We start from the raw sequence: 22,156 nt of genomic DNA, 5'->3' as shown, positions 1-22,156 counted from the left end.
CGATGCGCCGGCGGCCGGCACGCGGCGTATCACGCTTATCCGGGGTTATCGTGGCAGAGTGCAGTCACTGCGGCAGGACGTTCCTGGTCGGCGGGCAGTCGATCGACGGCCGCCGCTATTGCAGTCCGGCGTGCGCGCACGCGCATCCGATCGTCGTCGAGGCCGAGCGGGTGCCCGACGCGAAGGTCCGGCAGTACGTCGACGACTGGCGGTACGGGCCGTGCCCGATTTGCCTGCGCGAAGGGCATCCGGTCGACGTCCACGCGTCGCATCGCGTCGTATCGCTGGTGTTCGTCACGCGCTGGGCGACGCGGCGCCACGTGTGCTGCCGCCGCTGCGGCCGCAAGAAGCAGGCGGTCGCGCTGCTTGCATCGGTCACGCTCGGCTGGTGGGGGCTGCCGTGGGGCATCGTGCTGACGCCGATCCAGCTCGCGCGCAACGCGCTCGGGCTGGCCGCGCGCGATCCGGAGGTCGCGACGCAGCAGTTCGAGCAGCTCGTGCGGCGCAAGCTGGCGGAGCGCCGGCTGCAGCGCGCGCGGCAGGGCGCCGGCGCCTGACCGCGCGCCGCCGCCCGGTCAGGCCGGCCGTTCGAAGCCCGACGCGACCCAGCGCTCGGCGCTGGCCTTGCTGAGCTTGAACCCGGCCGATACCTTCGCGTCGGCCAGCAGCTCGCCGTACGGATCGAACGCCTTGAGTTGCGCGTACGGCTCGAACTCGTCCGGCACGATGTCGAGCGTCACCGATACATCCTGCCCGGCTTCGTCCTGGACCGACACTTCCTTGTGCAGCATCGCGCGCCGTTGCTGCTCGTGCCGCATCAGCACCTCGGTCGCGGTCTTCACGAGCGTGCGGAACGCGTTCGCGTCCATCGGCTTCGGGTTCTTCTTGTCGCGGCCCATGGTCCATGGCCCGACGAGCGCGGGTTCGGACTCGCCGTCCTTGATCATCTCGACGGCCCAGCCGTCGTCGTCTTCGTTCTTGATGATGCGGGCGGTCCAGCCGTTGTCGCGCCAGAGGCCGTCTTCGTGGATGGAGGTGTCGTCGGATTGCAGGTCGGATTCGGTCATGGGGAAAGCTGGGAGTACGGGCAGCCGGAGTACGGGCAGCGGGCAAAAGGGCCGTGGCGCGCGGCCGTCATCGGCGCGTCGCTCGCCGCCGGGTGCCCGGAGTGGCATGCAAACGCCGCAATTTTACCTGCTGGCCGGCCGCAAGGGCTCAATGCCGGCCGTCTGGCCGATGCCGGGCACCTGAATCGACGCAAATATCAAACTCGTATTACGTCTCCGGCGGCCAATCCCGATGCCGTCCGATATCCCGCCCGCGCGCAGCTTCATAGAATCGATCTTCGGGATAAAAATATCCCGGACATCCTTTCAACGCCAAACCGGCCGCGCGCGTTCCGCGCCGCGCGGCCGGTGAACCACCTGGAACTGCGCATGAGGAAATTCAATGTTCGCATCGTTTTCGCGTACGACTGGCCGTTGACGCTGGCCGGCATCGAGCAGATCGCCGGCAGCGCCTGCGCCATCGAGCTCGTCGCGGTCTACCGGAGTGCGGCCGAGCTGGTCGCGTCGCTCGGCGGCGTCGACTGCGACCTCGTGCTGGTCGATTATTCGATCCGCGGCGACGAGCAGATGGACGGCCTCGCGCTGTTCGACTGGCTGCGGCGCACGCGCCCGAACGCCGGGATCGTCGCGCTGGTCGGCAACGAGAACCCGCTGATTTTCCGGTCGATCCTCGCGATCGGCGGCGTGAGCATCGTCAGCAAGTTCGACGAAATCGGCCATATCGTCACGGCGATCCATTCGAGCTACAGCGGCGGGCGCTACCTGTCGCCGTGCGTCAGGCGCGCGGTCGATGCGATCGGCGAGCGCGGCGAGGCGCCAGTGAAGCTGTCGGCGCGTGAGATCGAGGTGATTCGCCTGTATCTGTCGGGCGTGTCGATCAAGACGATCGCGCAGCGCCTGAGCAAGGGCAAGCAGACGGTCAGCGCGCAGAAGATCAGCGCGATGAAGAAGCTCGGCGCGAACAACGACGTCGAGCTGATCCAGCGGGCGGCGGGGCTGGGGCTCGGCATCGGTGCGGCGGTGCCGCGGGCCGGCGACGCGGCGTGAGCAGGTGCGTGCGGGGCGGGTGTGCCTGGCACACCGCGCCGGTCAGGCCATTCGGTCTGAGTGAAGCGCGCGCGTAGATCGCATATAGCTCGATGCCGTGGAGGCGGTTTTCGGCCGCGTCCATGACGAGCGTACGTTGACCCGTGAATCTCAACACGAGATAGCTCGTCGAAGTTCATCGAATTGGATCGAGGTGGATGCATTTGCGGACGGGCACCGATGACAACGCGTGGTCAGTGCCGAGATTGCGGCGCACCTTCGCGCGTAGTTCGTGAACGTCTGCACTCGATTGATCGCCCATCCTTCACCCAATTTTGCTGGGAGTAATAGCATCTAAATTTAAGTTGGAATCCGAAGCAAAATAATACTCGTCCTATAGACAATGCAATTCTTGTCGGCGACCGTACATGATGAATACGTGGGCAGTCGAGCAGATAGCCGATGCAGAGGCCGAAGCATTGGCGGGCAAGCCGCTGACCGTCGCAGTTATCGACCAATATGCGATCTATGACCCTGAGTCGACCGGTTGGGTCTTCGCAAATTTCGATTGAGGACATGGCAGTGAGCCGACGAGCAGTCAGGAACGGCGACCCGACGACGACAGGCGGTATCGTCATCGCTGGTACGTCAAACATGTTCAGCAACAACAAACACGTTGCCTTAGACGGTGACAAGGCGACGTGCGGAAATTGCGATGGGGTGTTTCCGATAGCTGGCAGCGCGGTACGCATGATCTGTCACGGACGATGCATTGCTTTGGAGGGCGACGCGGTACTTTGTCCATGCGGGAAAAACCAGCTAATCGCGGGCAGCGACAGCACGATTTTTTATGAGGGCGAGGGCGGCCGCAATGTGGCAAATCCTTTCGCAGCCAGTTCTGAGTTTGCTCCCGCGAGACACGCGCCCGCGCCGGGCATCTATGACGAGCAATTCGTCTTGGCCGATGACTCCGGCCGCCCACTCGCAAATATCCACTACCGAGTCGTTACCGACGCGGGACAGATTCTTTCCGGCACCACCGACGGTTCTGGACGAACGCGCCGCTTCGCCACTGACACAGCAGCGTCCTTGAAAATCTATATGAAGGGGTTTTGAGGCAATGACCGATTTTGATGTGAATGATGGTGGGGAGTGGTTCCTTGTACATTCAGGCGCAGTTACCAATACCAACCCTGGATCGATGGTTGAAGTAAAGATCAATACCGAGAGAATTTGTCAAAACATGACGAACAGTGAATTTCGGGGAATGATTTTACGTCAGCGCGATCGTGCCGTTTCTCTGATCGAGCAGCGAATCGCGGAATTGCAGCGTTGGTCTAACGCTGACAAGGTGCGTGTGCTACAGTGGTTCGGCAAGGCGGACGAAGCGACCTGCGTAACGTTACTTGCAGGTCTGACGGCAATCGCACGGGTATTAAAGGAGCTTTCGGCATTCAATTTTACCCGATGGGACAGCGACCGATTCAGGTACATCGGATGCGTTCCGAATCCAAATGAATCCGGCGTCGCTGCATCTGTTTGCGCACCGGACACGGCAACGCATACAATCGCCATACACCCTGATTTTTGCTCTATGCGTCATTTTTCGTGGGATAGGGATTCCGTGGTTTCTACACTGATTCATGAGGTCAGTCATTTTGATGACACGATGGCTACCAAGGATCATCGCTACTTTATCGCGGAATGCCTGACCTTCGGATCGGAGAATCCGGATCAAGCCATCAATAACGCTGACAGTATTGCAGGATACGTAATTTATAATGCATAAATTTATACTTGGTATATTGTTTGCTGCTTCCAATTCGGCATTTGCATGCATCGCAAGCGAGAATTTCGATATATATTTCAATAGGAATGATACTGTCATATCGAACTCGGAAATCGTGCGCGTCGCAAATTGGGTGGCCGACCAAAAGATTACTTACACCAACCACACAACCAAAGAGACAACTTTAATTAGCGGTCACGCTGAAGAAGATGAACACGGGGCACAGGCACTTGCACAATCACGACTGCAAGTCGGGCGTGCTCTGCTGGAGCAATTGGGCTTTCTACGCGGGACCATTCGGGCAAGCGCACGTGTCTATTCGCGTGGCGATGTGGACAACGGGCGGCGTGTGGAAATTTCCTTCCTGCCCGATTGCCCTAACAAGTGCTGCACCGGTAAGTAACATGACGCCGGACCCACTGCGCAAGCATCGTTCAAAACAGCGCCCCATTCGTCGCTGAATGCTGGCCGGCACCGCGCGGGAGCGGGGGGATGCGCCCGGCGCGCTACCGGCGGGCACTGGCATGAGGGCATCCGATGAAGCCGAGTGCGCGCGGGCCTGGCAGCAGCCGGCAGCGGCAAGCCGCGCCCGCACGCTGCCCAAGATCAAGCCGGCAACGCAAACCGCGTGACGGCATCGCGCAGCGCTTCGGCCTGATCGCGCAGCGAATGCGCGGCCGCCGCCGCCTGTTCGACGAGCGCCGCATTCTGCTGCGTGACCTGGTCCATTTCGCCCACCGCGCGATTGACCTGCTCGATCCCGGCGCTTTGCTCGCGCGACGCATGGCTGATTTCGTCGAGGATCTCGTTCACGCGCCGCACCGACTGCACGAGCTCGGCCATCGTCTCGCCCGCGTGCGTGACGAGCGTCGCGCCGTGCTCGACGGTCTCGTTCGACGACACGATCAGCGACTTGATCTCCTTGGCGGCCGTCGCCGAGCGTTGCGCGAGCGAGCGCACTTCGGCCGCGACCACCGCGAAGCCGCGGCCCTGTTCGCCCGCGCGCGCGGCTTCGACGGCCGCGTTCAGCGCGAGGATGTTGGTCTGGAACGCGATCCCGTCGATCACGCCGATGATGTCGCCGATCTTGTGCGAGCGGCCGGTGATCTCGTTCATCGTGCGCACGACGTCGTCGACCACCGCGCTGCCGCGCGTCGCGACCTGCGCGGCCTGGCCGGCGAGCGATGCGGCCTGCGCGGCGCTGTCCGCGTTCTGCTTCACGTTCGCGGTCATCTGGTCCATGCTCGATGCGGTCTGCACGAGCGCGGCCGCCTGTTCCTCGGTGCGCTGCGACAGGTCGGTGTTGCCGGACGCGATCTCGCTTGCGCCGACGTTGATGTTCTCGGTGCCCATCCGCACGCGCGACACCATGTCGATCAGCCCGCCCTGCATCGTGTGCAGCGCATGCAGCAGGCTGCCGCGATCGTCCTGCTTCACGGCGACGCGCGCGGTCAGGTCGCCCTGCGCGATGCGCTGCGCGGCGTCGAGCGCGACTTCGAGTTCGCCGCCGAGGCTCGCGCGCACGCTTTTCAGCACCAGCACCATCACGGCGGTCGCGATCGCGCCGAGCACGGCCGTCATCGCGAGCCAGCGGCCGACGCTTGCGAGCACGGCCGAGTGCACGTCGTTCATGTACATGCCCGTCACCAGATACCAGTCCCACGGCGCGAAGCGCTGCACGGCGCTGGTTTTCTCCTGCGGCTTGTCGGCGCCCGGCTTCGGCCACAGATACTCGACGAAGCCCTTGCCGCCTTCCATGTTGCCGGCCTTCACGATCTCGACGAACAGGTGCTTGCCGTTCGGATCGGTGAAGTTCGACATGTCCTTGCCGTTGAGCTCGGCCTTGATCGGATGCATCACGATCGCGGGCTTCGAGTCGTTGATTGAAATATAGCCGTCGGCGCCGTAGCGCATCGCGGCGATCGCCTCGAGCGCCTTCTGCTTCGCGTCGGCCTCCGGCATCGCGTTCTGCTGCGACAGCTTGTAGTAGTGGTCGGTCACGCTCGCGGCCTGCGCGACCAGCGACGCGAGCTGGTCGCGGCGGTCCGCGATCATCGATGCGCGCGTCTGCCACGCGCCGAGCCCGGCGATCACGAGCAGGCCGAGCCACAGGATGACGATCATCGAGGCGAGTTTCTGATTCAGGGAAAGGTTGCGCATGGTATCGGGTCGGTCAGTCGAGGATGCTCGCCGGAAAGGCGTGACGGGATAAGTGTCTTGACGGCAGGCGACGCGCGTCGCCGTAGGCGGGAAATCCCTTAGAAAGGGTGCGACCGCTCATGCCTTCGACGTCGGCACGGGCATCTATGCATATGCATAACGGGCATCGCTATACTGTCGGAGCGATTGCGCGCGCCGGGCGCCCGCACGCCCGGGCGGGCGGGCGGGCGGGCGGGCGGCGGCGCGGCGCGGAATGAAACCGAAAGGAGGCAGCAATGCGAATTCTGGTGGTAGGGGCCGGCGCGGTCGGCGGATACTTCGGCGGCCGGCTGGCCGCGGCGGGGCGCGACGTAACGTTCCTGGTGCGCGACGGCCGCGCGGCCGCGCTGGCGCGCGACGGGCTGCTGATCCGCAGCCCGCGCGGCGACCTGACGCTCGCGAACGTGCAGACCGTGCGCGCGGGCGATGCCGGCGCCGGGGTTGCGCCGTTCGACCTCGTGCTGCTGAGCTGCAAGGCGTACAGCCTCGACGACGCGATCGCGTCGTTCGCGCCGTTCGTCGGCCCGCAAACGCTGATCCTGCCGATGCTCAACGGGATGCGTCACCTCGACGTGCTGCGCGACCGGTTCGGCGCCGCGCAGGTACTCGGCGGGCTGTGCGTGATCGCGGCCACGCTCGATCGCGAGCAGCGCATCGTGCACCTGAACGACACGCATGGCGTGTCGTTCGGCGAACTCGCCGGCGGCGAATCGCCGCGCGTGCGCGCGGTGGCCGACGTGCTCGGCGGCGCGGGCTTCGACGCGACGCTCAGCGACGACATCGCCGCGCGGATGTGGGAGAAGTGGGTATTCCTCGCGACGCTCGCCGCGAGCACGTCGCTGTTCCGCGGCTCGATCGGCGACATCCTCGCCGCGCCGGACGGCCGCCGCCTGCTCGAGACGATGCTCGGCGAATGCCGCGCGATCGCCGAATACAACGGCCAACGGCCCGACCCGGCGGCGATCGAGCGGATGGAGCGGATGGTGCTGACGCCGTCGCCGCTGACCGCGTCGATGCTGCGCGACGTCGAGAACCATGCGCGTGTCGAAGCCGATCACGTGATCGGCGACCTGCTCGCGCGCCGCGACCCGCAGGCGGCCGATGCGCTGTCGCTGCTGCGGATCGCATACAACCACCTGAAGGCGTACGAGGTGCGCACGGCGCGCGAGCACGCAGCCGCGTAAACCATCGGCGCGCGCGCTTCGCACCGGCCCGGCGGCTGGCTGCCCGGTGCCGTTGCGCGCTGCACAAATTTGCCGTCCGGCGCCGTTTTCGGCCGGAAAGCGCAAAAAAGTATCGGAAATCAGGCGTAAAGTTGGTGGAGCCGCGCGCGCGATCGACCTACATTGCTTCCCATGCGACCGGTCGGTGTCGCCGCACGAAACACGAGCAACACGCGGCGCACGAGCGAACAGCCGAACAGGCCGGCCAGCGATACATGGGAATGGAGACGCCAACATGATGCATCCCGATCTCGAAGTGGTCGAAGTGCGACGCGACGAGTCGTTCAAGGTCTGGTCGCACGGTTATCCGTATCGCACGATCCGCTGGCATTTCCATCCTGAATTCGAACTGCACCTGATCGTCGCCACGCGCGGCAAGTATTTCGTCGGCGATCACATCGGCTCGTTCGGCCCCGGCCATCTCGTGCTGCTCGGCCCGAACCTGCCGCACAACTGGGTCAGCGACATGGCCGAAGGCGAAACCGTCGAGCGCCGCAACCTCGTGATCCAGTTCGACCCGGCGTTCGTGCGCCGCTGCATGGATGCGTTTCCCGAATGCCGCGATGCGCAGGCGCTGCTCGACGACGCGCGGCGCGGCGTCGGCTTCGACGATGCGACCAGCGCCGCGATCGCACCGCTGTTCGACGAACTGCTGGCCGCGCGCGGCATGCGCCGCATCGCGCTGTTCATGATGATCGTCGAACGGCTTTGCGGCGCCGACGAACGCACGCTGCTCGCGAGCCCCGCATACGACCAGGCGGACGTCACGCCGACGCGGCTCAGCCACGCGCTGTCGTATATCGGCAAGAACCTCGCATCCGAGCTGCGCGAGTCCGAACTCGCGCAGCTGACCGGGCAGAGCGTCAGCGCATTCTCGCGTGCGTTCCACCGCCACACGGGCATGCCGTTCGTCCAGTACGTGAACCGGATGCGGATCGAATCCGCGTGCCAGATGCTGCTTGCCGACGACGCGAACATCACCGACATCTGCTTCCAGGCCGGCTTCAACAACGTATCGAACTTCAACCGCCAGTTCCGTTCGGTGAAGGGGATGGCGCCGTCCGAATTCCGTGCGCTGCAGCGCCTGAACGCGCGCAGCCGCGAGCTTGCGCTGCACGCGGCGCCCACCGGCAACCCGATGCCGCCGCGCGTGCTGACGCCCGGCGCGCCCGAACTCGCGCCGCAGCCCGGATGATCGCCGGGCCGCCGCCCGCCTGAACTTTCCACACCGTTTCACCCGGCCGATCGCGTCGCTCACGTCGCGAGGGGCTCGTTCAACCTCGAAAAAGCCGCACATAAATGGAGACACCGTCATGACGCACGCATCGCCCGCTTCATCATTCAGCCGCGCCGCCCGGATGGCGACCCTCGCCGCGTTCGCGGCCTTGCTGCCCGCAGCCGTCGCGCATGCCGCGCCGCTGCGGATCGGCATGACGTTCCAGGAACTGAACAACCCGTATTTCGTGACGATGCAGAAGGCGCTGAACGATGCGGCCACGTCGATCGGCGCGCAGGTCGTCGTGACCGACGCGCATCACGACGTCAGCAAGCAGGTGAGCGACGTCGAGGACATGCTGCAGAAGAAGATCGACATCCTGCTCGTGAACCCGACCGATTCGACCGGCATCCAGTCGGCGATCACGCAGGCGAAGAAGGCCGGCGCGGTGGTCGTCGCCGTCGATGCGAACGCGAACGGCCCGGTCGATTCGTTCGTCGGCTCGAAGAACTACGACGCGGGCGTGATGTCGTGCGAATACCTCGCGAAGGCGATCGGCGGCAGCGGCGAGGTCGCGATCCTCGACGGCATTCCGGTCGTGCCGATCCTCGAACGCGTGCGCGGCTGCAAGGCCGGGCTCGCGAAATTCCCGAACGTGAAGCTCGTCGACACGCAGAACGGCAAGCAGGAGCGCGCGACCGCGCTGTCGGTCACCGAGAACATGATCTCCGCGCGTCCGAACCTGAAGGGCATCTTCAGCGTGAACGACGGCGGCTCGATGGGCGCGCTCGCGGCGATCGAGGGGGCCGGCAAGGACATCAAGCTGACGAGCGTCGACGGCGCGCCCGAGGCGATCGCCGCGATCCAGAAGCCGAACTCGAAGTTCATCGAGACGACCGCGCAGTTCCCGGCCGACCAGGTGCGCATCGCGCTCGGCATCGCGATCGCGCGCAAGTGGGGCGCGACGGTGCCGAAGGCGATTCCGGTCGACGTGAAGGTCGTCGATCGCAGCAATGCGAAGGGCTTCAGCTGGTGAACGACGTGCGATGCGACGCGAAGGGCGGCGGCATGGCCGGCGCTCTTCGCACGGAGAAGTCGATGGAAACGATACTCAGGCTCAGCCACATCACGAAAAGCTTTCCGGGCGTGAAGGCGCTGTCGGACATTCATCTCGAGATTGCGCGCGGCGAGATCCACGCGCTGCTCGGCGAGAACGGCGCGGGCAAGTCGACGCTGATGAAGATCCTGTGCGGCATCCATCAACCGGATACCGGCACGATCGAAATCGACGGCACCGCGCGCCATTTCTCGAACTATCACGACGCGGTCGCGGCGGGCGTCGGCATCGTGTTCCAGGAATTCAGCCTGATCCCGCACCTGGACGCCGTCGACAACCTGTTCCTCGGTCGCGAGCTGCGCACGCGCTGGGGCGCGCGCGACCGCACGCGGATGCGCCGCGCGGCGGCCGGCATCTTCGCGCGGCTCGGCGTGTCGATCGATCTCGATGCGCCGATCCGTGCGCTGTCGGTCGCGCAGCAGCAGTTCGTCGAGATCGGCAAGGCGCTGTCGCTCGACGCGCGCATCCTGATCCTCGACGAACCGACCGCCACGCTCACGCCGGCCGAAGCCGAACACCTGTTCGCGATCATGCGCGAGCTGAAGCGGCAGGGCGTCGCGATGATCTTCATCTCGCATCACCTCGACGAGATCTTCGCGGTATGCGACCGCATCACGGTGCTGCGCGACGGCCAGTACGTCGCGACGACCGACGTCGCGCGCACGGACGTCGAACAGCTCGTGCGGATGATGGTCGGCCGCCGGATCGAGAGCAGCTTTCCGCCCAAGCCCGCGCTGCCGGCCGACGCGCCGGCCGTGCTCGAAGTCGATGCGCTGCAGATCGAGCGCGACGGCCCGGTGAACCGTTTCGCGCTGCGGGCCGGCGAGATCCTCGGTTTCGCCGGGCTCGTCGGCTCGGGCCGCACGGAAACGGCGCTCGCGGTAATCGGCGCGACGCGTGCGCACCGCAAGGACGTGCGCGTGCGCGGCGCGGCGGCGAAGCTCGGCGATCCAGCCGACGCGCTGCGCGCGGGCATCGGCATCCTGCCGGAAAGCCGCAAGACGGAAGGGCTCGTCACGTCGTTCTCGATCCGCGACAACATCTCGCTGAACAACCTCGGCAAGTACCGGTCGATGCGCTGGCTGATCGACCGCCGTAGCGAGGCGCGCGCGACGCACGACGTGATGCGGCGCGTCGGCGTGAAGGCGCCGTCGATCCATACCGAGGTCGCGACGCTGTCCGGCGGCAACCAGCAGAAGGTCGTGATCGCGCGCTGGCTGAACCATCACACGTCGGTGCTGATCTTCGACGAGCCGACGCGCGGCATCGACGTCGGCGCGAAAGCGGAAATCTACGGGCTGATGCGCGAACTCACCGCGCGCGGCTACGCCATCATCATGATCTCGTCCGAGCTGCCGGAAATCGTCGGCATGTGCGATCGCGTCGCCGTGTTCCGGCAGGGCCGCATCGAGGCGACGCTCGAAGGCGACGAGATCGATCCCGACACGGTCATGACCCATGCCACGGCCGGCACGCGAGGAGCGACCCATGAACCTGCCTGATTCTTCTTCCACGCCTTCCACGACGCTCGCGGCCAACGCCGGAAACGGCGATGCGCCGCCGCCCCGCGCGATGTGGGCGCAGTTGCGGCGCTCGACGCTGTTCTATCCGCTCGTCGGCCTCGTCGTCGTATGCATCGCGATGATGATCGCGAGCCCGAGCTTCCTGTCCGCCGCGAACCTGGAAAACGTGCTGCGCCAGGTGTCGATCAACGCGATCATCGCGGTGGGCATGACCTGCGTGATCCTGACGGGCGGGATCGACCTGTCGGTCGGCTCGGTGATGGCGCTGTCGGGCACGCTCGCGGCCGGGCTGATGGTCGCGGGCGTCAACGCGGTCGCCGCGCTCGCGATCGGTATTGCGGTCGGCTTCGGGTTCGGCTTCCTGAACGGCGTGTTCGTCGCGTTCGCGGGGATGCCGCCGATCATCGTCACGCTCGCGACGATGGGCATCGCGCGCGGCCTCGCGCTGATCTACACGGGCGGTTATCCGATCGACGGGCTGCCCGACTGGGTCGCGTTCTTCGGCAGCGGCAAGGTGCTCGGCATCCAGGCGCCCGTGCTGATCATGCTGGTGGTCTACGCGATCGCGTGGCTGCTGCTCGATCGCATGCCGTTCGGCCGCTACGTGTATGCGATCGGCGGCAACGAGCAGGCGACGCGGCTCACCGGCGTGCGCGTCGCGCGCGTGAAGCTGATCGTCTACACGCTGGCCGGGCTCACGTCGGCGCTCGCCGCGATCGTGCTGACGGGCCGGCTGATGAGCGGGCAGCCGAACGCGGGCGTGGGCTTCGAACTCGACGCGATCGCGGCCGTCGTGATGGGCGGCACGTCGATCTCCGGCGGGCGCGGCGCGATTCTCGGCACGCTGGTCGGCGCGTTGCTGCTCGGCGTGCTCAACAACGGGCTGAACATGATCGGCGTGAACCCGTATGTGCAGAACGTGATCAAGGGCGGAATCATCCTGCTTGCGATTTATATCAGCCGTGAACGGTCGCGGTAACGCGTGATCGATCAGGCATCCGAATCATCAACGAAAGAGACAACTCATGACGACACCCGAAGCCCAGCCGCGGATGACCGCGGTCGTCTGCCACGGCCCCGAGGACTATCGCGTCGAACAGGTCGCGAAACCGCATCCCGGCGCGAACGAGCTCGTGATCCGCATCGCCGCGTGCGGGATCTGCGCAAGCGACTGCAAGTGCTATACGGGCGCGAAGATGTTCTGGGGCGGCCCGAACCCGTGGGTGAAGGCGCCCGTGATTCCCGGCCATGAATTCTTCGGCCATGTCGAAGCGCTCGGCGACGGCGCGGCCGAGCATTTCGGCGTGGCCTTGGGCGACCGCGTGATCGCCGAGCAGATCGTGCCGTGCGGCAAGTGCCGCTATTGCAAGTCGGGGCAGTACTGGATGTGCGAGGTGCACAACATCTTCGGCTTCCAGCGCGACGTCGCCGACGGCGGGATGGCCGAATACATGCGCATTCCGCCGACCGCGATCGTCCACAAGATCCCGCTCGGCGTATCGCTCGAGGATGCCGCGATCATCGAGCCGCTGTCGTGCGCGATCCATACGGTGAATCGCGGCGACGTCCAGCTCGACGACGTCGTCGTGATCGCGGGCGCGGGCCCGCTCGGGCTGATGATGACGCAGGTCGCGCACCTGAAGACGCCGAAGAAGCTCGTCGTGATCGACCTGATCGACGAACGGCTCGAACTCGCGCGCGAGTACGGCGCCGACGTGACGATCAACCCGCGGCGCGACGATGCGCGAGAGATCGTCCGCGCGCTGACCGACGGCTACGGCTGCGACGTGTACATCGAGACGACCGGTGCGCCGGTCGGCGTGAACCAGGGGCTCGACCTGATCCGCAAGCTCGGCCGCTTCGTCGAGTTCAGCGTGTTCGGCGAGGACGCGACCGTCGACTGGTCGATCATCGGCGATCGCAAGGAGCTCGACGTGCGTGGCGCGCACCTCGGGCCATACTGCTATCCGGTCGCGATCGACCTGCTAGCGCGCGGGCTCGTCACGTCGAAAGGCATCGTCACGCACGGTTTCGCGCTCGAGGACTGGGACGACGCGATCCGCGTCGCGAAATCGCCCGAATCGATCAAGGTGCTGTTGAAGCCGGCCCGTTGACGGTCGGCGTGCGCCTCACCGGAGACATCATGGAATACGTGATAGGCGTCGACATCGGCACGCAGAGCACCAAGGCGCTGCTCGTCGACCGGCACGGCACGATCGTCGCGCGGCGCTCGGCCGGCTACCAGCCCGATACGCCGCGCCCGCTGTGGGCCGAGCAATGGCCGCAGGTGTGGTTCGACGCGGTGCTCGAATGCGTCGCCGGCTGCGTGAGCGATGCGCGCGCGCAGGGCGTGCCGGCCGACGCGATCCGCGCGGTGTGCGTGAGCAGCCTGTACGGCGGCTCGGGCATTCCGGTCGACAGCGACATGCGGCCGCTCCATCCGTGCCTGATCTGGATGGACCGGCGCGCGACCGCGCAAGTCGACTGGGTCGGCGAGCACGTGAACGTCGAGCGGCTGCGCGTGATCACGGGCAACGGCGTCGACAGCTACTACGGCTTCACGAAGATGCTGTGGCTGCGCGACCAGCGGCCGGACGTGTGGGCGAACGTGCGCTATTTCCTGCCGCCGAACGCATACGTGATCTACCTGCTGACCGGCGAAGTCGCGGTCGATCACAGTTCGGCCGGCAATATCGGCGGCGTGTACGACGTCGCGCGCCGCGAGTGGTCCGACGATGCGCTCGACATGCTCGGCATTCCGGCGACGATGATGCCGGAGCGGCTCGTCGATTCGACGGAGATCGTCGGCGGGCTGCTGTCGCAATGGACCGAACAGCTCGGGCTGCCGGCCGGCACGCCCGTGGTCGCGGGCGGCGTCGATGCGGCCGTCGCGACCTTCGCGGCCGGCGCGACGCGTACCGGGCAGCATGTCGCGATGATCGGCACCAGCATGTGCTGGGGCTACGTGAACCGGCACGTCGATGCGCGGCACGGGCTCGTCAGCATGCCGCACGTGTTCGACGGGCAGCGCGACCTGTACGTGTTCGGCGGTGCGATCACGGCCGGGGCATCGGTCGCGTGGTTTCGCGACCAGTTCTGTCATGCGGAAATCGATGCAGCACGCCTGCTGCCGCACGGCGATCCGCACGTGCTGCTCGAGGAGGCGGCCGAAAGTGTGCCGGCCGGTGCCGACGGCGTGCTGTTCCTGCCGTACCTGATGGGCGAGCGCAGCCCGGTGTGGGATGCGAAGGCGAGCGGCGCGTTCGTCGGGCTGAGTCTCGCGCATACGCGGGCGCATCTTTATCGCGCGGTGCTCGAAGGCGTCGCGTTCGCGTTGCGGCACAACATCGAGGCCGGCCGCCGCGGCGCGGTGGCGCTGGACGACCGGCTGATCGTCGTCGGCGGTGCCGCGCATTCGGCGCTGTGGATGCAGATCATCGCGGACGTGACGGGCTTTCCGGTGTGGACGATCGAGCAGGATGTCGAAGCCGCGATGGGGGCGGCATTGCTCGCGGGTGTCGGGGCGGGGCTCGTGTCGCACGACGATGCACAGGGCGGTTGGGTCACGCTCGTCGAGCGCGCGCGACCCGATGCCGAACGTGCGCAAGCGTATGCGGTGCGCTTCGGGCTTTACACGGCGCTGTATCCGGCACTCAAGCCGATCATGCACGAACTGCACACATCATCATGAAGACACGATTCGATTTCAGCGGCTCGCGGATGCTCGTCACGGGCGCATCGAGCGGCATCGGGCGCGCATGCGCGGTTGCGCTGGCGCAGGCGGGCGCGCGGGTCGTCGCGGCAGCGCGCGACATGGCCGCGCTCGATGCGCTCGCCGGCGAGACCGGGTGCGATACGTTGCGCCTCGATGTCGGCGGCGACGAACACGCGATCGATGCCGCGCTCGCCGCGCACGATGTGTTCGACGGCCTCGTCAATTGCGCGGGGATCGCGTCGCTCGAACCGGCGCTCGACGTCAGCGCCGGGCATTTCGACCGCGTGATGGCCGTCAATGCGCGCGGCGCGGCGCTCGTGGCGCGGGCGGTTGCACGGAAGATGATCGTGCGCGACGGGCGGGGCGCCACGCATGCGCATGCGCGGGGCAGCATCGTCAACGTATCGAGCCAGGCCGCGCTCGTCGGCTTGCCCGCGCATCTGAGCTATTGCGCGTCGAAGGCGGCGATGGACGCGATCACGCGCGTGCTGTGCATCGAGCTCGGCCCGCACGGCATTCGTGTGAACAGCGTGAACCCGACCGTCACGCTCACGCCGATGGCGCAGTTCGCGTGGAGCGAACCGGAGAAGCGCGCGCCGATGCTGGCGGCGATTCCGCTCGGGCGATTTGCGGAGCCGGACGAGGTCGTCGAGCCGATCCTGTTTTTGCTGAGCGATGCGGCGTCGATGATCAGCGGCGTGTCGCTGCCGATCGACGGCGGGTATACGGCGCGATAGGCCACGTCATGCGGTGACGAGTTGGCGCCTGCAGAGCATGACGGGAAATAGGGGCGAATGTGCGGAGCGGCCGACGTGCGGCTACACCGGGTCTTTGCTCGGCGGTCCGTCCGGTTGCTGCGGGTTGTCGTGGTGATGACCCGGCGGCGACGACAGCGGGTCGTCTTCCGGATCGCGGTTCGGGTCGGCCGGTGGCTCGGGTGTCGGGGTCGTGTGGTCGGTCATGGAGAGCTCGCGCGATGCGTGATGGCGGCGGCGCGGAGGGCGCGCCTCGTCTTCGTTATAGGCAATCGGGCGAGCGTTTGCTGCGAGATTCTTGCGGCGGCTTGTCGGTCGTCGGTGAAATCCATGAATTCGCGATTATCGACCGTCGGGCGGGATTCCGTATTGCAATGTATTGCGTGGTCCGCGCGATCGCGGTCAGCGCAGATCCTGCGGCGTGTCGACATCGCGCAGGATGCCGGGATCGTCGACGTCCAGCAGTTTCACCGGCGCGCTGGCGAACAGCGCGCGGGCGCCCGTGTCGCCGTCGAGGGCGGCGAGCGCATCGAAGTGGTGCGCGGCGAAGCCGACCGGATGGCCGCGCACGCCGCGATGCGCGGGCGCGACGATCGACGCATCGTCGGCGTCGAGCGCGCGCGTGACGGCTTCGTAGGTCGAAGCCGCGATCCACGGCATGTCGCCGAGCGCGACGAGCCAGCCGTTCGAATCGGGCGTGGCGCGCACGCCGGCCGCGAGGCTTGCGCCCATGCCGCGCGACGCGTCGGGCGCATAGACGACCTGGCAACCGGCTTCGTTCAGCAGGATCGCGAGTTTTTCGGCACCGGGACGCACGACGGCGATCACGTCGGCCGTGGCCGCCGCGAGACGGTGGGCGGCCGCGACCGCGATCGGCGTGCCGTCGGGAAGCCGCGCGAGCAGCTTGCTCTGCAGACCGCTTGGATCGAAGCGTTGACCGAGACCGCCGGCGAGCAGGACGCCGGTGACGAGTGACGCATAGGACATCGGCGCGGGGGGAGTGAGACAGGTGCTGCGATTGTGCGGGAGCGGGCGGGGATCGGCAAGTGAGGATGTTACCGAGTCGCGCCCGTCAGGTCGGAATGACTGTCATCGCGCACCTTCGTCGAGCATGTTTTCCTCGACGGGGCCGTAAATCGCGTGCGATTCACGCTGCATGACGGCCCAATAGCGGTCGCCGAACGACCAGTGCCACCATTCGGACGGGTAATTCGTGAAGCCGGCGCCGGTCAGTGCGGCGATCAGTACGTGGCGGTTTCGTGCGGCCCGGCGGCTGATGAACGCGTTGTACCTGCAAGCTTATGGTCGATCTGGTCAGACGAAACGCCGACATGTCGGAGTTGGCGCGGGCGTGCGGTGTGGATTGGCCTGCGACTGCGAGAGGATTACCACAGCGTCTTCACATGCGCATAAGCGCGGATTTTTTCGTCGCGGGTGACGAGCGGTGCGCCGAGCCGCCGCGCGGTGGCGACGATCATCCGGTCGGCCGGATCCTTGTGGAACGTGCCGGGCAGGGCAGTGGATTTCGCGGCGATGTCGGCATCGACGGGCACGAAGCGCATGCCGTCGATCTGCGCGACGGTGGCGAGCCACGCGTCGACATCCATCGTCAGTGCGAGACGGTCGTTGCGCACCAGCATCGCAATCTCCCACGCGGAGATCGCGGATGCCGCGAGTGAGCCTTCGCCCCGCGCGCGCTCGATCGCACTTCGCGCTTTCTTGCTGAGCGAAGGATCGCCCGCCACCCACCACACCAATGCATGCGTATCCAGCACGATCACCGCGACGCCTCCCAATCATCTTCCGCAATCGGATCGACAGGATTGTCGTAGCGCATGACCGAGCCGCGCAATATGTCCAACGGCTGAGCCTCGCGTGCGTGATACGGCCGGATCTCGAGCGTCGGCTTGCCGTGATCGGTGACGATCAGGCTTTCGCCCGACGACTCGACGAGCCGGAAGTATTCGAGTGCGCGAGCCTTGAATTCGGATTTCGAAACGGGAGCGTGCGGCATCATGATATGAGCATGGTCATTTGACGATGGTCATTTTATGGCGGTGCGGCGGAGGAAGGCAAGTCGCGAAGGCCAGGCGTCACCGATGCATGCAAAGCGCGACAGGGTGCGTCGATGCCGGGGGCCGGAAGACGCTGTGCGCCTTGCTCGCGCGCTTGCTGTGATCTAGATTTTTTCTATCGGGGTTCTCAGGCGGGAGGGACTGCCATGGAACTGAGCGTAGAACGTGTCGATGTCTGGGCGGCGACCATCGAGGACAAGCCGGGCGGCCTCGCGACAGTATTAAGCGCCCTGCGGACTGCCGGCGCAGACTTGCAGTTCATCGTTGCACGCCGCACATCGGAGACGCCGGGCAAGGGCGTCGTGTTTGTCGCGCCACTGCAGGGGGACGCGGTGATTCGCGCGGCCACGCAGGTGGGGTTCAGCGTCACCCCGAGCGTTCACTCCGTCCGCGTAATGGGTTTGGATCAAATGGGCATCATCGGGCAACTGGCCCAGATGCTCGCGGACGGCGCGATCAATCTCCGTGGCGTCTCGGCCGCCGTGCTGGGTTCCCAGTTCATTGCCTATTTCGCGGTCGATTCGGCGGACGATGCAGACAAGGCGATCGACCTCCTGCAGCGGGCATAAGGCGGCTGCGCTGGACGGTGGACTGGCATTGGCCGGAAGGGGGCACGCGTTTCAGGATGTTGCGGGGCGCCGCCAGATGGCTCACGCATCCGCCCACCGTCTCAGCAGGTTGTGATAGATCCCGGTGAGCGCGATCACGCCCCGGTCGTGCGCACCTTTGTCCGCGGAAAGCTGCTGAATCTGTGTATCGAGTTGAAATAGCAGCGTGCGGTCGGCGTCGTCGCGCACCATGCTCTGAATCCAGAAGAACGACGCGACGCGCTCGCCGCGCGTAACGGGCGTCACGTGATGCAGGCTCGACGCCGGATACAGCACGAGATCGCCGGCCGGCAGCTTCGCGCGATGCACGCCGTAGGTATCCTCGACACACAGCTCGCCGCCGTCGTACGCATCGGGTTCCTCGAGAAACAGCGTCGCCGACAGATCGCTGCGCACGCGGAAATCCGTGCCGCGCAGCAGCCGGATCGCGTTGTCGACGTGCGTGCCGAACGTCTCGCCGCCTTCATAGCGGTTGAACAGCGGCGGAAACACCTTGAGCGGCAGCGCCGCCGAAAAGAACAGCGGATGGCGTGCGAGCGCATCCTGGATCGCGTCGCCGACCGCGCGCGCGGCCGGTGAGCCTTCCGGCAGTTGCCGGTTGCGTTTGGCAAGCGCCGACTGCGCGCCGGATGTCACGTTGCCGTCGACCCATTCGGCCGCATCGAGCAGGTCGCGGCATTGCGCGACCTGCGTCTTGGTCAATACGCCGGGGATATGAAGCATCATGTTGCTGATTCCATTGCATGCGGCGGCAATTGCAGCGCCGCAGAGCGAAATGCGTCGAGCGGCGACGACGCGAGATACGCGTGCATTTTCGCGATGAACGCGGGCGTCGCGGTGGCCGGCACGCGCGCGAGCCAGACGAGCGCTTCGTCGATGCGCCCGCGCTCGGCAAGCAGCCGCGCAAAGTTGAACTGGCCGCGGAAGTCGCCGGCAACGGCTGCGCGGCGATAGTGGTCGAACGCGGCATCGGTGTCGACGGATACGACCCAGCCGTCCTCGTAGAAGCCGCCGATCAGGTTGATCGATTTCGCATGGCCGAGCGCGGCCGCGCGGCGGAACCAGTCGAGCGCGTCGGCGCGGTTCTCGTCGACGCCGTTGCCGAGCGCGAGCGCCGTCGCGTAGTTGTACATGCCCCAGTCGAGCCCCGCCTGCGCGGCGAGCCGGTACCAGTACACGGCGACCGGCGCGCACGCGGCCGTACCCCAGCCGAACTCGTAGCAGCGGCCGAGCATGTTCATCGCCATCGCGTGGCCGGCCCGCGCGGCGTGCCGGAACCAGTTGAACGCGGCAGTCGGATCGCGCGCGACGCCATGGCCGTCGAGCAGGTACTGCCCGTAGACGGCCTGTGCATCGACGATGCCGTTGTCGGCCGCCGCCGCGACCCACGCGGCGGCACGCTCGGGCGGCCCGGCCAGGATGTCGGCGAACTCGCGCGGCGATACCGACGCGAGCGCCTTCAGCGACACGGCCTCCATCGATCAGTAGCGCGCGTTCAGCGTGACGAACGCCGAGCGGCCCGGTGCGATCGATGCGTAGTGCGCCGGATACGCCTGATCGAAGTACGTGCGGTTGAACAAGTTGTTCACGTTCAGCTGCAGGTCGAGCTTCTTGTTGATCCGGTACTGCGCCATCGCATCGAAGCGCCAGTACGACGGCACGGCGCGCTGGTTCGCGGGATCGCCGAATACTTCCGACATGTAGAACGCGCCGCCGCCGACCGTGAACTTCGGCGTCACGTCGTAGTTCGACCACATCGTGAGGCTGTGCTTCGGCGTATTCGGGAAGCGGTTGCCGTTGTTCGCCGCATCCTTGCCGTTGTCGCGCAGCGCGCTCTTCATGTACGTATAGCCGCCGAACACCTGCCACTGCTTCGTGATCTGCCCTGCGACGCCGAGCTCGAGACCCTGCACGCGCTTGTTGCCGACCATCGCGTACTGGTTGTTCGGCAGCGTCACGCGCGCGTTCGTCGTGTCGATCTGGAACAGCGCGGCGGTCAGCGCGAGCTTGTCGTTCAGCACGTTCCACTTGGTGCCGAGCTCGATGCTGCGGTTCTTTTCCGGCGCCATCTGGTCGGCGTTCGGGCCGACGCCGCCGCGGCCCGGCGTGAGCGACTGCGTTTCGCTGCCTTCGCCGAGCAGCATGCCGGCCGGTGTCGACGACGTCGCATACGACGCGTAGATGCTGCCGTTCTGCGCGGGCTTGAACACGAGGCCGGCCTGCCAGTTCACGAGCGTGTCGTCGCGCGTATAGGTTTTGCTGCCGTTGGCCTTGGTGTCGGTGAAACGCGTCGAGTAGTCGTCGACCCGCACGCCGGCATTGACCTGCCAGCGCGGCGTGATCTCGATCGTGTCGAAGCCGTAGATCGATTTCGTCGTGGTGCGCGCATGCGCGTAGTCGTTGTTGCGCGTGATCGAGCCGGCCCACGGATCGTTGGGATTAGGCGACCACAGGCTCGTGCAGTTGTAGCCCGACGCCGCGCCGATGCCTTGCTGGCAGATCTTGCCGTTATCCGTCGCGACCTTGTACGTGTCGCGCTTGCCCCATTCGCGCGTCAGCTCGATGCCGGTCGTGAAGCTGTGCTTGAACGGGCCGGTGCGGAATTCGCCGAACAGCTCGGTCAGGTTCGCGATGCTGTTGATCGAGCTGTTGCGGTTGTTGTTGCGCCGCCAGACCTTGCCGTTCACCACGTTGCCCTGGCTGTCGTCCGGCTGCGTCCAGATGTAGTCCTGCGTCGATTCCGTGTAACGCGTGGTGTTGCGGATCGTCAGCGACGACGTGATGGCGTGCTCGATCTTGATCGTGCTGATGTCCGACGTGGTCTTGCGGAAGTCGCGGTCGATCAGCCCGTAGAAGTTGTGGCGATCGACGTTTGCCGGGCCGTCGGTGACGCCCTTCGGGATGTTGAAGCCGTAGACGTACGGAATGCCGCCGTCCGGCATGTCGTCGGTCGACAGGTGGTAGTAGCTCGCGGTCACGCGCGTCGGCGTGCCGAGGCCGAATGCGATCGACGGTGCGACGCCCCAGCGCTCGTTGTTGACGGCGTCGCGGCCGGCGACGTCGTTGTTGTGGCTCATCAGGTTCAGGCGGAATGCGGCGTGATCGGCGAACTGCCAGTTGCCGTCGGCCGTGAAGCGGCGATAGCGGTCGGTGCCGAGGCCGGCGCTCGCGCTGGCCGTCGTGCCGAGGTGCGGGGCCTTCGTGATCAGGTTGATGCTGCCGCCGGCGCCGCCGCGGCCGCCGTACGCGCCGTCGGAACCCTTGGTGATCTCGACGCGTTCGGTGTTGAAGATCTCGCGCGTCGTGGCGCCCGTGTCGCGCATGCCGTCGACGAACATGCTGCCCTGCGTGTCGTAGCCGCGGATGAACGGACGGTCGCCGAGCGGGTTGCCGCCTTCGCCGGCGCCGAACGTGATGCCGGGCACGGTGCGCAGCGCTTCGGTCAGCGTCGACGCGCCGCTGTTCCGGATCAGTTCCTGCGGAATCACGGTGACGGATTTCGGCGTGTCGACGAGCGGCGCGGTGAATTTCGCGGAAGCGGAAAAGTCGGCCTTGTAGCTGTGCTCGGTCTTGCCCTGGATCTCGATCGGCGCGAGATGGCCTTCGGTGCTGGACGGCGGCGGCGAAGGCGGCGTGCCGTCGGCGAATGCAGGGCTCGCGGCGAGCACGCTGCACAGGGTGGTGAATTTGCCGAGCTTCAACTCGTCGGAACGGGACTTCATGATGCGCTTGGACCTCGCGATGTGGCCCCGGGGAGGTGCGCTACGGAAATGTGCATGCCGCCGGGAATTATTACGATTTGTTTTCAGCCGGCATTCTATGTAATTTTTTGTTGAATGAGAA

Annotated in this window: 25 protein-coding genes; 15 read left to right on the top strand and 10 right to left on the bottom strand. The window is 66.0% G+C overall.

Annotation, left to right across the window (positions count from 1 at the left end; genetic code table 11):
• Positions 1-50: 50 nt before the first annotated feature.
• On the top strand, positions 51-557 hold the full coding sequence (locus ACM6JT_RS23510; protein ID WP_105393903.1) for a hypothetical protein: 507 nt from the start codon (positions 51-53) through the stop codon (positions 555-557).
• A gap of 18 nt (positions 558-575) precedes the next feature.
• Here ACM6JT_RS23510 and ACM6JT_RS23505 read toward each other — a convergent pair whose 3' ends face one another.
• The gene (locus ACM6JT_RS23505; protein WP_105393902.1) at positions 576-1,067 is read right to left on the bottom strand and encodes a hypothetical protein; all 492 of its coding nucleotides are present in this window, start codon (positions 1,065-1,067) and stop codon (positions 576-578) included.
• A 369-nt stretch (positions 1,068-1,436) separates the two neighbouring features.
• Here ACM6JT_RS23505 and ACM6JT_RS23500 point away from each other — a divergent pair, with 369 nt between their 5' ends.
• The 5 genes from ACM6JT_RS23500 to ACM6JT_RS23480 all read left to right on the top strand — a co-directional run bounded on the left by ACM6JT_RS23500 (position 1,437) and on the right by ACM6JT_RS23480 (position 4,285).
• Entirely contained in the window at positions 1,437-2,114 is a 678-nt protein-coding gene (locus ACM6JT_RS23500) for a response regulator transcription factor (RefSeq protein ID WP_034180981.1), read from the top strand.
• Between the two features lie 407 nt (positions 2,115-2,521).
• A complete protein-coding gene (locus ACM6JT_RS23495) occupies positions 2,522-2,665 on the top strand; it encodes a hypothetical protein (RefSeq protein WP_181152350.1) in 144 nt (47 codons plus the stop codon).
• Complete coding sequence (locus ACM6JT_RS23490; RefSeq protein WP_306795563.1) at positions 2,622-3,209, top strand: PAAR domain-containing protein; 588 nt, start codon at positions 2,622-2,624, stop codon at positions 3,207-3,209. Before ACM6JT_RS23495 ends, ACM6JT_RS23490 begins: the two co-directional genes overlap by 44 nt.
• A 4-nt stretch (positions 3,210-3,213) precedes the next feature.
• The gene (locus tag ACM6JT_RS23485; protein WP_414857417.1) at positions 3,214-3,882 is read left to right on the top strand and encodes a M35 family metallo-endopeptidase; all 669 of its coding nucleotides are present in this window, start codon (positions 3,214-3,216) and stop codon (positions 3,880-3,882) included.
• Positions 3,875-4,285 carry a hypothetical protein gene (locus ACM6JT_RS23480; protein WP_105392613.1) on the top strand — a complete coding sequence of 137 codons (411 nt, stop codon included), beginning with the start codon at positions 3,875-3,877 and terminating at the stop codon, positions 4,283-4,285. Before ACM6JT_RS23485 ends, ACM6JT_RS23480 begins: the two co-directional genes overlap by 8 nt.
• Before the next feature lie 203 nt (positions 4,286-4,488).
• Here ACM6JT_RS23480 and ACM6JT_RS23475 read toward each other — a convergent pair whose 3' ends face one another.
• Entirely contained in the window at positions 4,489-6,042 is a 1,554-nt protein-coding gene (locus ACM6JT_RS23475) for a methyl-accepting chemotaxis protein (RefSeq protein WP_034180488.1), read from the bottom strand.
• A gap of 275 nt (positions 6,043-6,317) precedes the next feature.
• On the opposite strand from ACM6JT_RS23475, the gene panE reads away from it, so the two are divergent.
• From panE to ACM6JT_RS23435, 8 genes are all read left to right on the top strand, one after another.
• Complete coding sequence (gene panE, locus ACM6JT_RS23470) at positions 6,318-7,265, top strand: 2-dehydropantoate 2-reductase (RefSeq protein WP_034180487.1); 948 nt, start codon at positions 6,318-6,320, stop codon at positions 7,263-7,265.
• Between the two features lie 274 nt (positions 7,266-7,539).
• Positions 7,540-8,499, top strand: a complete 960-nt coding sequence (locus ACM6JT_RS23465; protein WP_034180486.1) for an AraC family transcriptional regulator — start codon at positions 7,540-7,542, stop codon at positions 8,497-8,499.
• A 118-nt stretch (positions 8,500-8,617) separates the two neighbouring features.
• Entirely contained in the window at positions 8,618-9,556 is a 939-nt protein-coding gene (locus tag ACM6JT_RS23460) for a substrate-binding domain-containing protein (RefSeq protein ID WP_034180485.1), read from the top strand.
• Between the two features lie 62 nt (positions 9,557-9,618).
• Positions 9,619-11,139 carry a sugar ABC transporter ATP-binding protein gene (locus tag ACM6JT_RS23455; RefSeq protein ID WP_414857416.1) on the top strand — a complete coding sequence of 507 codons (1,521 nt, stop codon included), beginning with the start codon at positions 9,619-9,621 and terminating at the stop codon, positions 11,137-11,139.
• On the top strand, positions 11,126-12,139 hold the full coding sequence (locus tag ACM6JT_RS23450; protein ID WP_027789502.1) for an ABC transporter permease: 1,014 nt from the start codon (positions 11,126-11,128) through the stop codon (positions 12,137-12,139). Before ACM6JT_RS23455 ends, ACM6JT_RS23450 begins: the two co-directional genes overlap by 14 nt.
• A gap of 46 nt (positions 12,140-12,185) precedes the next feature.
• Entirely contained in the window at positions 12,186-13,274 is a 1,089-nt protein-coding gene (locus ACM6JT_RS23445) for an alcohol dehydrogenase catalytic domain-containing protein (RefSeq protein ID WP_414857415.1), read from the top strand.
• Between the two features lie 29 nt (positions 13,275-13,303).
• Entirely contained in the window at positions 13,304-14,851 is a 1,548-nt protein-coding gene (locus ACM6JT_RS23440; RefSeq protein WP_105392617.1) for an FGGY-family carbohydrate kinase, read from the top strand.
• The gene (locus ACM6JT_RS23435; RefSeq protein WP_243566693.1) at positions 14,848-15,612 is read left to right on the top strand and encodes an SDR family oxidoreductase; all 765 of its coding nucleotides are present in this window, start codon (positions 14,848-14,850) and stop codon (positions 15,610-15,612) included. The genes ACM6JT_RS23440 and ACM6JT_RS23435 overlap by 4 nt, the downstream gene beginning before the upstream one ends.
• 81 nt (positions 15,613-15,693) lie before the next feature.
• Here the strand turns inward: ACM6JT_RS23435 and ACM6JT_RS23430 are convergent, their stop codons facing one another.
• The 5 genes from ACM6JT_RS23430 to ACM6JT_RS23410 all read right to left on the bottom strand — a co-directional run bounded on the left by ACM6JT_RS23430 (position 15,694) and on the right by ACM6JT_RS23410 (position 17,647).
• Positions 15,694-15,837 (bottom strand): hypothetical protein, encoded by a 144-nt coding sequence (locus ACM6JT_RS23430; RefSeq protein WP_165948077.1) that lies wholly within the window; start codon positions 15,835-15,837, stop codon positions 15,694-15,696.
• A 195-nt stretch (positions 15,838-16,032) separates the two neighbouring features.
• Positions 16,033-16,617: an NTP transferase domain-containing protein gene (locus ACM6JT_RS23425; protein ID WP_034180482.1), complete on the bottom strand. Its 585-nt coding sequence runs from the start codon at positions 16,615-16,617 to the stop codon at positions 16,033-16,035.
• A gap of 102 nt (positions 16,618-16,719) precedes the next feature.
• The gene (locus tag ACM6JT_RS23420) at positions 16,720-16,908 is read right to left on the bottom strand and encodes a M15 family metallopeptidase (RefSeq protein ID WP_105392661.1); all 189 of its coding nucleotides are present in this window, start codon (positions 16,906-16,908) and stop codon (positions 16,720-16,722) included.
• Between the two features lie 107 nt (positions 16,909-17,015).
• Entirely contained in the window at positions 17,016-17,411 is a 396-nt protein-coding gene (locus tag ACM6JT_RS23415) for a type II toxin-antitoxin system VapC family toxin (RefSeq protein WP_217587950.1), read from the bottom strand.
• Positions 17,408-17,647 carry a type II toxin-antitoxin system Phd/YefM family antitoxin gene (locus ACM6JT_RS23410; protein ID WP_034180481.1) on the bottom strand — a complete coding sequence of 80 codons (240 nt, stop codon included), beginning with the start codon at positions 17,645-17,647 and terminating at the stop codon, positions 17,408-17,410. Before ACM6JT_RS23410 ends, ACM6JT_RS23415 begins: the two co-directional genes overlap by 4 nt.
• A 204-nt stretch (positions 17,648-17,851) precedes the next feature.
• Between ACM6JT_RS23410 and ACM6JT_RS23405 the strand changes: the two genes are divergently transcribed.
• Positions 17,852-18,274 (top strand): amino acid-binding protein, encoded by a 423-nt coding sequence (locus tag ACM6JT_RS23405; protein ID WP_034180480.1) that lies wholly within the window; start codon positions 17,852-17,854, stop codon positions 18,272-18,274.
• Positions 18,275-18,355: 81 nt separating this feature from the next.
• Here the strand turns inward: ACM6JT_RS23405 and ACM6JT_RS23400 are convergent, their stop codons facing one another.
• The 3 genes from ACM6JT_RS23400 to ACM6JT_RS23390 are packed head-to-tail and all read right to left on the bottom strand — an operon-like array spanning position 18,356 to position 22,035.
• Complete coding sequence (locus ACM6JT_RS23400; protein WP_131946933.1) at positions 18,356-19,039, bottom strand: Fe2+-dependent dioxygenase; 684 nt, start codon at positions 19,037-19,039, stop codon at positions 18,356-18,358.
• Positions 19,036-19,791 (bottom strand): tetratricopeptide repeat protein, encoded by a 756-nt coding sequence (locus ACM6JT_RS23395; protein ID WP_414857414.1) that lies wholly within the window; start codon positions 19,789-19,791, stop codon positions 19,036-19,038. Before ACM6JT_RS23395 ends, ACM6JT_RS23400 begins: the two co-directional genes overlap by 4 nt.
• Before the next feature lie 3 nt (positions 19,792-19,794).
• Positions 19,795-22,035 (bottom strand): TonB-dependent receptor, encoded by a 2,241-nt coding sequence (locus tag ACM6JT_RS23390; protein ID WP_414857413.1) that lies wholly within the window; start codon positions 22,033-22,035, stop codon positions 19,795-19,797.
• Between the last annotated feature and the right edge of the window lie 121 nt (positions 22,036-22,156).

The organism is Burkholderia sp. IT-111MI5 (assembly GCF_949752865.1).
GTDB classification, from domain to species: Bacteria; Pseudomonadota; Gammaproteobacteria; order Burkholderiales; family Burkholderiaceae; genus Burkholderia; species Burkholderia pyrrocinia_C.
This window is presented reverse-complemented; position numbering and strand designations above follow the sequence as displayed.